This is a genomic window from Yersinia sp. LJYL362 (assembly GCF_048323875.1).
Map to the genome: position 1 here is coordinate 1 of NZ_JBLWEX010000133.1, position 11,267 is coordinate 11,267.

Below are 11,267 nucleotides of genomic sequence, written 5' to 3' on the forward strand. Positions count from 1 at the left end.
GGGGATCAGGGAAATCGGCAAATGACTGAATCAGTCCTTTCATCAAAATACTCTCAACTAAATTTAGCAATTTATATTCTGAGTATACTGATTTAACCCAAGTTTATTTTAATGCGTAAGCCCTGCCGTAAAGTGCCATAATGATGAAAACTGTCTCGTTTAACTCTAGATGATGAAAACGTAACACCAGGATGAGACGAAAACAACCCAAATGAGACAGAAAAACTGTCTCACCGGGTTGCCTGTTTTGGGTCTACCCATGTAGTACATAGTTAGAATAAGTTAGCTTTCTGACAATGAATCAAATTAAGCAAGTTCCCCTGTATAGATAACATTACAAGTTTAATATAAAATGTGATTTTTTTAGTGTTTTAAAAAGGAGGAATCACATGTTAACTAATCAAGAGCGTAAAATAGGAAAATTAGTTATTGACCGCTTCAGAGAACGGAGGGCTGAGAGAATAAATACCGAAATGGTACAAAGAGGTTCTCTTTGGTTTGACAACTTTATCACTAACACCCCTATTCTTGATTATTTTTCAGTATTAATACCAAATCTTAGATTTGGCACTGGAGTTAGTGACTTCAAAGATTTTTCAAATAATAACTACATGGCTCTATTACGTTCAATTGGAGGGTTAAATCATGATGAGAAATTATTTTTCAGTGCATTTTTAACGTCAAGCTTCTATGTGTCCCACGCAACAAACAGTCAGGAGGTTGTAAACAAAAATAATGACTTGGTATTGTTTTCAAGAAGAAAACTAATAGAAAGTGGAATAAAATTCAATACAGATAACACTACAGGTGATGATATAGCCGGGCTTGCTAATGATGATAATGTATTTTTCTCGTTGGAAATAGGTATTCCACCACAAAAGATTCCAATAGGTGGTAAAGGAAGTCGATTTGGAAAAAATATATATAAAATCCCATTAACCAATCAAGCATTTAACGCCATGTCATTATATTTATTTGATCAACTTGAAATGGACATTCCTGATTGTAGAATTTCTGGCATTAGTGAAGAAGCAAAAAAAATATTAAGCACAAGACAATATACCAGGAAATCAATTTGCTTTTACGGTGGGAAATCTATTCCAGCGCTAGCCCTATCAATTATAGCCGCGGCCAGATTGTTATCTGAAGGTGATCGATCTATTTTATTGAGAGCCAGAACAGACAAGGAAAAAAATGATCTCATTCGTTATCTGTTTCGAGTTGAAATAAGAGTTCCGCGATTGGTAGGGGTTAAATTTGGGAGCTATTATCGTTTCAATTTTGGTGGGTGGTATAAACATTGTTAAATCGTATCAATTATTAATTGAATTTATTTAATCATCTTTGTAAATGTATATGAAATTTTCACAAAGATGATTAATGATAAACAACGTTGATTTTCAGTTATTGGGGTAATGGGAGCTAGGGCTTACGCATTAAAATAAACTTGGGTTAAATCAGTATACTCAGAATATAAATTGCTAAATTTAGTTGAGAGTATTTTGATGAAAGGACTGATTCAGTCATTTGCCGATTTCCCTGATCCCCGGCGTCAGGGTCGAATACAGCATCGATTTATCGATGTGTTAATCATCGCTGTCAGTGCCGTTATCGCCGGGGCAGACTCCTGGACGGATATCGCCAGCTATGGACGGTCGAAAGAAGAATGGCTACGGACGTTTCTCAGATTAGAGGCCGGGATTCCTTCCCATGATACTTTTCGCCGCGTGTTCACCCTTCTTGACCCGGAAACCTTCGAACAATGCTTCTATGAATGGGTCAGTGGATTCTTTTTGGCTCTGGACCGGGAAGTTATCGCGATTGATGGAAAAACCGTGCGGCGGTCATTTAATAAAGCAATAAAACAGGGTCCTTTGCATATTGTCAGCGCTTTTGCTACCGAACAGGGCATCAGCCTCGGGCAGTTGGCTGTCGACGGAAAGTCTAATGAAATCACGGTAATTCCTGAACTTTTGAGCCGATTGTCATTGAAAGGTCATATTGTCACCCTGGATGCAATGGGATGCCAGCGAGGCATAGCACAAAACATCCTCGACCAGCAGGCAGATTATATATTGGCCCTTAAAGGTAACCAGAGCAAAAAGCATAAGGCCGTCGTGGGGTTCTGCCAAACAGAGTGCCTGAGCTATCCCTCTTCAATTAAACCTACCTATGATGCTTTCGATGGCTGCCATGGACGTACGGTACGACGCCGTGGCTGGGTTATTCCTGTTACAGATAGATTGAGTGACTTAGAAGACTGGCCCGGAATACAAAACGTTGTGATGGTAGAAACTATTCGCAGTGTTCAATATGTCAAAGGGGTAACGTCTGATTTACGTTATTATTTAAGCAGTTGTAGTGATGCACCTGAAATACAAATAGCGGCTGTGAGGAAACATTGGGCGATTGAAAATAGCCTGCACTGGGTACTGGATGTGACGTTCAGAGAAGATGATTCACGCATACGCGAGCAGGTATCGACGCGAATGTTCACGCAGTTGCGTAAGATGGCGCTGAATATCGTGAAGCGGGATAAAAGTAGCAAGATAAGTCTTCGTGCGCGTCGTAAAAGTGCAGGATGGGATAATAGCTATATGGAGTCATTATTATTTAATAACCCATAAAAAATTGATTTAATTAACGATAAGTTTAATGCGTAAGCCCTGGCGTTTCGGTACCAACGCTGTACCGTTGGTTGCCGGCATCAAAGCATTCTTAGATTGCATGCAGGAAATATCTGACACTTTCACGAGGAAAAGAATGATCGACTTAACCGCAGAGCAGCAACAGTTGGCGAAGATAGTTCATGACTACGCCAGCCAATTTCCTCCGACAGAGAATGGTGACGCTCAGCTATTGCAGGGCTGCTATGACTATATGGAAGCCTTGGACAGCGCATCAAAAGTTCAGATGGACTACATCTGCCAGCAATATCCTGGATATTTGCGCTTTGCAAAGTGGATGGAACGACTGGCTCAGGGTATTGCTGATGGAGTTATTGAGGTACCGAAGGATCACTAACAACATCATATGTCAGAAATTTTCGGGATTCCGACACCCATTTGGGTGTGAGAAATGTACATAGCGTACGATTTGGCTTCGTGGGGCGAAGTCAAATGTCGTCAAATCGCAGCTTCGCTCCCACTGGGCCAAAATAGAATCCCAATGGGATGAAATGATGAGAATGGCGGGTTCACTGAAGCTTGGTACTATCCATGCGTCAGAACTCATTCGCTCCCTGTTGAGAAGTAGCCGACCATCTGGTCTGGCTCAGGCGATTATGGAAGTGGGCCGGGTCAATAATACACAGTACCTCCTCAATTATATTGATGATGAAGACTATCTACGTCGAATACTCATCCAGCTTAACCGGGGCGAGGGTCGTCATGCCGTGGCTCGGGCTATTTGCTACGGACAGCGTGGTGAGATCATAAAACGCTACCGTGAAGGTCAGGAAGGTCAACTGGGTGCTCTGGGCCTGATAACCAATGCAGTTGTGCTGTGAAACACCATTTACATGCAGGAGGCGTTGTCACATCTTCGCAAATCGGGGGAAATTCCTGAAAAAGAACATCTGGCAAGATTATCGCCGCTGATACATGACCATATAAATATGCTGGGGCATTATACGTTTTCATTACCTGAAGATATTCTGAATGGTGAGCTAAGGCTATTAAATTTCAATACAAACAATTAATTAGTCTCTTAGCGTGGTTTTTTACATTATTGGACCTCGACACCCTATTCTCGTCCCCAAATTTAATTTCATCCGTTCATCCTTTTGGTTGTCATATAATTCATTCTGTTAAGGATACTGCATCATGGTGGATGACTAATTAACAGAGAATATTGCTATATATCAGAATGTTACCATTTTCAAAAATCTTGCATTCGTAAAGTTTTTACGCAATCCCAATTGATTCTAATCCGGAGTTTCATGGAATAAATTTAATAATCAGGTGAAATAATTTTAAGACGTGATTATTTTTTACGATCATTAAATCAATTCATCATAGTTAAAACCTATCAAAATAAACTTTAACGATCGAAAATAACTATTTTATTTTTCATTTTATACTCTCTATCTTTGTCTAGTAATATTCCTACGTAGACATAGCTATCCAAATCATTATCGGAGCCAAATAGGGGATTGAGTTTATTCGATAAAAAATTAACATTTCCAACTGAAAAATATTTCATAGAATAAATGTCAGCATTTGAAACTATGCCTATTTATAACTGCAACATAAATACTGATAAAAAGCCACACATAGGGGTTCAGCCGACAACTACATAATGAAAACCATTCAGATTTTTATTGCATTTAAATGCCTGACATCGTGAGTTTAGAAGCCATTGGGTATATTCTGTAAACATTGAGAATAATTACTAATACATTGAATTTATAACTTAATTCTCATCTTCTCCACTGTTCTCTAGCTCTAAACAGTAGCAAGGGTAAGTTACTTACCCACATTTTGGTAGTCAAAATGTCTGCCTTACAATAACCATCTACAAGTACCCATTTGATACTATAAACCTTGGCGCTGGCTAGAGTAACTGCAATATAAATTCAGAAAAAAGGGAGGAGGGATATTGATTATCTAAATGTCATAGTGATAACTCAGGGGTGATGCTACCAACGTGTTAACTAGGTTTTATTAGCTTAATTTGATGACCTTGAATTTTTGAGGTGGTGATAATTGCAGCCTTGTATGAATCAGCACATTGCTAGAACCACCATCTTCTTATTAAAATAATTGATGGTCATACTATATGAATATTAGAAACGATGAATTTGAGCGCATGATTGGTCGCTACAAAGGTGACGGTCCCTATTTGCATGATGGGGAACGGGTTATGATCGATGCTGCTTCAGGGACTTTTAATTTGCCTTTCGGTTATACCCATGATCGACTTGCCAACAAACTCAAACAGCAAATCGACCGCTGTGCCCACCTGAGTTCTGCTTATACAAAACCCATCGCCGAACATATCCTAAATCGGCTCAAGCCACATCTACCAGATGGAATTGATCGAATCTGGCTCAGGGATGTGTCCGGATCCGGTGCAGTTGAAGGTGCGATTCGTATGGCGCAAAAGTACACCGGCCGCTCAGGGGTAATATCTCTGTTTATGTCACATCATGGTCAATCGTTGGCCACCGCAAGGATCTCCGGCAATGCATTTCGGCTTCATCACTTTACCGCCAACATAGACGGTTCATTCAAGATCCCTGTGCCAAATAGCGAACTCGCTGGAGAGCCAAGTACTCAGTCCTTAAACTTAGACCGTTTTTCTGAATTGGAGGATTTCATCAACTATGGCTCAAGCGGCAACATCGCTTGTCTTATTATCGAACCAATTCTTGGTAATGGTGGCAACATCGTGCTACCTGTCGAATTTTACCGTCAGATACGCAAGATCTGCAACAAATACAGCATAGTATTGATCGCAGATGAGGTTCAGACTGGCTTTGGCCGCACAGGCACTTTTTTCGCAACCACAGGCTACGCTAAGGAACTTAGACCAGACATTATAGTTTTTGCCAAAGGTGCTGGAGGAATCGGGATCCCTACAGGGGGCATTCTGATGAATCACAAATTGGATGTGCTGGAAGCCTATGAACATTCCAATACTTCAGGTGCAAATCCTTTATCCCTGACCGCGATTCATGAGGCTATCGCTATTCTTGAAGAGGAAAATTTGCTCGAGAATGTGCAACTTAATGAGCGTTATTTGCGTGACGCGCTACTTAAACTGCAGAACAATCACGAGTTGATAACCAATGTGCGAGGGTTGGGTTATATGTTCGGTTTCGATACCCCAAGTCCAGAGATTACTGCAATGGCGATCGACATCGCAGCTGAATTAGGACTTATCATACGCGGCTCACGGTATGGCAAGGGGAACGCAATCAAAGTGCGGCCACCACTTATCTGTGGAATGCATCATATAGACGAAATTGTAGCCAAGTTGGATTGTACATTTATTAAGTTAGAACAAAAACTTAGCTCCATGAAGGGGATAATCTGATGAAAGCTCTTAAATTTAACGGTGTGTGGAGTGCGCATCCCGTTGAAGTTCCATCTCTACAGTGTATCGATTCCGATGATGTGATTATCGCAGTTGAGGTTTGCGGCCTATGCGGCACAGATGTGGGTATCATTACCGGCGACTATCCTGTGGCTGTCCCCGGAACAACCCTAGGCCATGAGTCAACAGGAACAGTATCGAAGATAGGTTCAGCAGTGACCCGATTTAAGGTGGGGGATCGAGTGGTGATCAACCCCACCTACTCCTGCGGAGAATGTCGCATGTGCCAGACAGGCAACCTTAACCATTGCGAGCGTAAACAAGGAACTGAGGCTGGTGTTTCCTATGACGGCACCTTTGCAGATCAGTATCGTGCAAAAGAGAATTCCCTACTCCTTCTTGATGATCATGTCAGCTTCGAGGAGGGTGCTCTTACCGAGCCTCTCAGCTGTACCATCACAGGGGTTGACAAACTTAATATCACACATACTAATATTCGCGCCTGTGTGATCGGTGCTGGCCCCATGGGGATGCTATATCTGTGGAGTCTACATCTGCGAGGCGTTAGAGCATTTTTGGTGGAAAAAAATGAGCATCGCTACCAGTTTGCTCAAGGCGTTCTGCCAGAAGCAGGACGTATCTATATGGACTTTGAAAAGGGCATGCGAGAAGAGTACGGCAGTGACGATGAGATGCTGGATTTGTGCGTTGATACTACCGGATATCTCTCTGAAGTCGTTTTCGATCGTTTAGCACCAGGTGGAAAATTACTTAATGTGGCTCTAAAAGATTTCACCGCAAATCTGGATGTGCTAAAAATTGCCGATAAGAGCCTGTCGGTGATTGGTTCAATCGATTCTCTTAACAACAGCTTCGAACGAGCATATGCCATGATCCGAGACGGCAAAATCCCGGCCGATAAGCTGGTCAGCCACTGTTTCTATTTTAGTGACTACCTTCAGGCATTTGCCATGCTGGGGTGTGACATTGCTGCGAGAAAGCAGCAGCCAATCAGTGAACCAAATTGTAAGGTGTTACTGCGCATCCCATCTCATTCGAAGGAGTACCTTTCGTGAGTCCTTTGTACGTTATTTTTGATATTGATGGTGTGATTGTCGACAGTGAGCAGTTGCACTTTGATGTTCTCAAAGCACTTCTGCCCGATCAGACCTACGGAGTTACTCCCGAGGATCTTATCGGCCTTAGCCTCGAGGCAACTTTATTGAGCATTGGCATCAGTGCTGAGCAACATGAAAAAATCACATACCAGATCGTCTGCGCCTATAAGGCTGAGCTTGGACCCCATTACTTACGCCCCGGCATCCGTTCACTTGTCCTGAGCCTGATTGAACAACATATCCCATTTGGTTTCGTCTCCACAGCTCCACGAGACATCTGTCTGGCTAATATCACTACTTTGGGATTGCAGTCGAAGCAACAACTAATTAGTGGCGATGATATCAAGCGCACCAAGCCTCATCCCGATCCCTACCTTGCGATGTTGCGCTGCCTCGGAGCTCGTCCTGATCAGACGATTGTCATCGAGGATACGGATCTTGGTATCCAAGCAGCCATCGGAGCTGGCATCGAACGTGTTTACGGCTGGCCACACGCCCTTTCGGGTACAGAGAGCTACGCTAAGGCTCACAAGGTGATCCGATCATTAAATGAGATCGATGTCTTCAAAGCAATATTAAATTCAAGCCAAAAGTAAACGCTGGGTGGTGGCGCTCTATATAACGACATCATATAAAATAAGGAGTACAAACAAAGTGGTCGAGAACTACACTGCGTATTCTCTTCCACGCGCAAGCGCATCTGTACTGATGCAATTTTCTGTTGCAGAGTTTTATCTGTTCGGCATTTGTTGCCTTTGTACTTCTGTTGAAAAAAGCCTGATCATTACTTTCTGGATCTCCCTAACTATTAGTTTGGATATTGCATAAGAACGCCAGTTTCACTATACCTGATGGTATCAAATTTAAAGAAATATGTAGCGTAAAGACTAATTAATCACTTACGATATAAGAATCCCCTTAACATGAATGATGTTTAGTCCGATAAAGTTAACCTACCAACTCAATTTGTTATTACTTTTTCGATAACCTCTCTAACATCTGCATTAGTAAAGCAGTAAGAACAAAGCAAAGTTGTAAACCCATATACATAATAATCTTGTCATTAGGAATATTCTTTGACTGCATGAATACTCCAAGTAGATGGATAGTAGAGATTGAAACAACCGAGAAGAATACCTTGTTCTTCAAGGATTCTACATCCATCTTTCCTATCCAAGACAACTCATTTTCTGCACCCTTTACATTCAGACGGGAAACAAAGTTCTCATACCCGGAAAATATCACCATAACAAGCAAGCCTCCTATAAGGACAAAATCAACAAGTGATAAGAGGCTGAGTATAATCTCTTCATTGCTGTAATGGGATACATTCAATACTATCTCATACAATTCCATGAAAAATTTGTAGGTCAAAATCATTAATCCGGTAGCCAAACCTAGATATACCGGAGCCATTATCCATCTTGCAGCAAATAATACCTTAGTAAATATGCTATCCATCACATCCTCCTTTAATTCAACAAAAACGCATATTTCGAGCTCTAGGTTATTAGATCAATATAAAGTATGCAATTCTTACGAAAAATTATACCTTCGAATAAATCTAAAGTTCTTCTTGACCTTACATAAGGTGTCATTATATTTTAAATAATAAGAATAATATTTACTAACGTACCTGAGTAGAGACATATTTTAACAAATACATCTATTTATATAGCAAAGTAGAATAAAAGGGAGATTATCTATGAAGTTATGGAATTATATAATATTAGCTGTAATCACATTTTTTATTACTGGTTGTGATAACTCAGATAAGAAGTTAGATACTAACCTACAGCACGCTAAGGACTCAGCTACCCAGATTAAGGATGCTGCAGCCGAAAAAGCCTCAGCCATTAAAGATGAAGCAGATAAGCATATTGATGCCGTTAAGCTGGAAGCATCACAGCAAGCTGCTCAACTCTCCGAGAGGGCTAAGTCAATCAAAGAAGAAGCTGATACAAAAGCACAATCTATCTCTAAACAAGCGAAAGTTAAAGGGGATGAAATCAAAGCCAATGCCAAGCAAAAAAGTGACCAAGTTATAGAAAAAGCAGATCAAATTAAACTGCAGGCTATTACTGGATCTAACGACTTGGCTACTGATGCTGCAGCTAAAACTAAAGAAATTAAAGATAGTATGAAGAAGGAAAATGAACCAACTCAGAGTAAATCTGCTGCTTCGGATAATAAACAGTAAGTTTAATAAATAAAGGAGTAATCATGGGAATTCTATCTTGGATTATCTTTGGCTTGATTGCTGGCATCATCGCAAAATGGATTATGCCGGGTAAAGATAGCGTTGGTTTTATCATCACTATTGTTTTAGGTATCGTTGGTGCCGTCGTCGGTGGCTACATCAGCACACTCTTTGGGTTTGGTAAGGTAGATGGTTTCAATTTCAGTAGCTTCGTTGTAGCTGTAATCGGCGCTGTTGCGGTGCTATTCATCTACAGAAAAATTAAAAGTTAAAGCTAAAAATGGGGTATAGGCTATGCCCCTTTCACTCAGGCAAGGGCTTAACATGGAATATTACGGCATTGTTCTGCTTAAGTTTATTATTGGGTTTGTTGTAGTTATATCTCATCTTAACTTTTCTGGTAAAACACAACTATCGCAAATGACCCCTATTGATTTCATCGGGAACTTTGTTCTCGGTGGAATAATTGGAGGTGTAATCTATAGCGATGCAATACCAATGCATCAATATATCCTCGTTCTCTTTATCGGCGTTGGGTTGATTTCACTCTTAAACTGGGTAAGCAAACACATCTGGTTCTTCAGAGCTTTCACCATAGGTGAACCAATACCTATCATAAAGAACGGCAAATTCCTCATGGATAATATACTTCGCCGAAGAAACAAAATTGATATCATTAATGTCGCATCACAACTTCACTCTCAGGGTGTACATTCATTTCAGGAAATACGCTATGCACAGATAGAGCCAAATGGATCTCTATCTGTAGTCTGTGATGGTGGTAAAATGCCATCGATAATCCTCATGAAAGATGGGAGAGCACGTCAATCAGAGCTTGATGGCATCGAGAAAGATGAAAAATGGTTGGAAGATGTGCTCAAAAAATCTGAGATTGATCACGAACAGGTGTTTATCGCTGAGTTTTGGGATGGAAAGCTCACATTTATCCTTAAGAATGGAGATGTTAAACGAGATGCTGGTTAATACAGCAAAAGGCTGTAGTTTCTACTTATGCTCCCAATTTTTACAGTCGGCAATGTAGTGATGTGATGGACGCCCCTTTCCAACGTAGTCAGTACCATACTTTTACTGACTGAATTCATCTGGGAGTAACACCACATGAACACAATCAGAGTTGTTGGTATCGATATTGCCAAATCTGTTTTTCAGGTATGTGTTTGGATGGTTGATGGTTCCGTTGCCTGGAACAGAAAAATATCACGTCAGAAATTGCTCGATACACTTCGCCAGTTTGAGCCGGGTACTTTAATCGCGATGGAAGCTTGTTCAACCTCTCATTTCTGGGGGCGAACCCTCAGTTCTATGGGGTATAGCGTAAGGCTTATACCCGCACTGCACGTGAAAGCATTTGTCAGAAGCTAGAAGAACGATGCAAACGATGCTCTGGCAATTTGTGAAACAGCATGCCGCCTTGGTATCCACTTTGTTCCGGTTAAAACCACGGAACAGCAGGATATCAAAGCACTGCGGAATACCTGTCAACTGATGGTTGAGCAGAGAACCGCGCTGGCTAACCAGCTTCGTTCTTTGCTTGCTGAAAACGGCCTCATTCTTCCCGTTGGGATCCAGCGTCTCCAGCAGCAGCTACCTGAACTTATTGAAGATGCATCTAACGATTTAACTTTCACGCTTCGCCGATTGCTTTCTTCATTGCAGGAAAATATGCAGGCGCTCAATGAACGCGTTACCTATCTGGATAAAGAAATTGCTGCATTGTCTTCACAACAAACAGCATATCGCCATTTATTAACAGTCCCTGGTGTTGTAAGTATCCCACTTAAAAGAACCATTCACTTTTAGAGATCTTCCGACATACTGACTATGTCCCTTTGAGGAGATCGCTATGCGCAAAGCACGATTCACTGAGCACCAGATTATCGCCGTTCTGA

General features: G+C 41.2%; 10 protein-coding genes and 2 pseudogenes. 11 read left to right on the forward strand and 1 reads right to left on the reverse strand.

Annotation, left to right across the window (positions count from 1 at the left end; genetic code table 11):
- Positions 1 to 389: 389 nt before the first annotated feature.
- The 7 genes and pseudogenes from ACNSO8_RS06050 (at position 390) to ACNSO8_RS06080 (ending at position 7,753) form a co-directional block, all read left to right on the forward strand.
- Positions 390 to 1,307 (forward strand): hypothetical protein, encoded by a 918-nt coding sequence (locus ACNSO8_RS06050; RefSeq protein ID WP_418394108.1) that lies wholly within the window; start codon positions 390 to 392, stop codon positions 1,305 to 1,307.
- Between the two features lie 198 nt (positions 1,308 to 1,505).
- On the forward strand, positions 1,506 to 2,627 hold the full coding sequence (locus tag ACNSO8_RS06055; protein ID WP_418394109.1) for an ISAs1 family transposase: 1,122 nt from the start codon (positions 1,506 to 1,508) through the stop codon (positions 2,625 to 2,627).
- 136 nt (positions 2,628 to 2,763) lie between these two features.
- Positions 2,764 to 3,024: an arylsulfatase regulator gene (locus ACNSO8_RS06060; protein WP_418394116.1), complete on the forward strand. Its 261-nt coding sequence runs from the start codon at positions 2,764 to 2,766 to the stop codon at positions 3,022 to 3,024.
- Between the two features lie 127 nt (positions 3,025 to 3,151).
- A pseudogene (locus tag ACNSO8_RS06065) lies at positions 3,152 to 3,700 on the forward strand (Tn3 family transposase); the annotation flags it as partial.
- Positions 3,701 to 4,779: 1,079 nt separating this feature from the next.
- Positions 4,780 to 6,039 carry an aspartate aminotransferase family protein gene (locus ACNSO8_RS06070; protein ID WP_418394110.1) on the forward strand — a complete coding sequence of 420 codons (1,260 nt, stop codon included), beginning with the start codon at positions 4,780 to 4,782 and terminating at the stop codon, positions 6,037 to 6,039.
- Positions 6,039 to 7,115 carry a zinc-dependent alcohol dehydrogenase gene (locus tag ACNSO8_RS06075; RefSeq protein WP_411920002.1) on the forward strand — a complete coding sequence of 359 codons (1,077 nt, stop codon included), beginning with the start codon at positions 6,039 to 6,041 and terminating at the stop codon, positions 7,113 to 7,115. Before ACNSO8_RS06070 ends, ACNSO8_RS06075 begins: the two co-directional genes overlap by 1 nt.
- The gene (locus ACNSO8_RS06080) at positions 7,112 to 7,753 is read left to right on the forward strand and encodes an HAD family hydrolase (protein WP_418394111.1); all 642 of its coding nucleotides are present in this window, start codon (positions 7,112 to 7,114) and stop codon (positions 7,751 to 7,753) included. The genes ACNSO8_RS06075 and ACNSO8_RS06080 overlap by 4 nt, the downstream gene beginning before the upstream one ends.
- Before the next feature lie 376 nt (positions 7,754 to 8,129).
- Here the strand turns inward: ACNSO8_RS06080 and ACNSO8_RS06085 are convergent, their stop codons facing one another.
- A complete protein-coding gene (locus ACNSO8_RS06085) occupies positions 8,130 to 8,618 on the reverse strand; it encodes a TIGR00645 family protein (RefSeq protein ID WP_418394112.1) in 489 nt (162 codons plus the stop codon).
- 244 nt (positions 8,619 to 8,862) lie between these two features.
- On the opposite strand from ACNSO8_RS06085, the gene ACNSO8_RS06090 reads away from it, so the two are divergent.
- The 4 genes and pseudogenes from ACNSO8_RS06090 to ACNSO8_RS06105 all read left to right on the forward strand — a co-directional run bounded on the left by ACNSO8_RS06090 (position 8,863) and on the right by ACNSO8_RS06105 (position 11,178).
- Positions 8,863 to 9,357, forward strand: coding sequence for an E3 ubiquitin--protein ligase (locus ACNSO8_RS06090; RefSeq protein WP_418394113.1), 495 nt, complete (start codon positions 8,863 to 8,865; stop codon positions 9,355 to 9,357).
- A gap of 23 nt (positions 9,358 to 9,380) precedes the next feature.
- The gene (locus ACNSO8_RS06095) at positions 9,381 to 9,629 is read left to right on the forward strand and encodes a GlsB/YeaQ/YmgE family stress response membrane protein (RefSeq protein WP_418394114.1); all 249 of its coding nucleotides are present in this window, start codon (positions 9,381 to 9,383) and stop codon (positions 9,627 to 9,629) included.
- A 52-nt stretch (positions 9,630 to 9,681) separates the two neighbouring features.
- Positions 9,682 to 10,341 carry a DUF421 domain-containing protein gene (locus ACNSO8_RS06100; RefSeq protein WP_418394115.1) on the forward strand — a complete coding sequence of 220 codons (660 nt, stop codon included), beginning with the start codon at positions 9,682 to 9,684 and terminating at the stop codon, positions 10,339 to 10,341.
- Between the two features lie 135 nt (positions 10,342 to 10,476).
- Positions 10,477 to 11,178: pseudogene (locus tag ACNSO8_RS06105) on the forward strand (IS110 family transposase).
- The last annotated feature ends 89 nt before the right edge of the window (positions 11,179 to 11,267 follow it).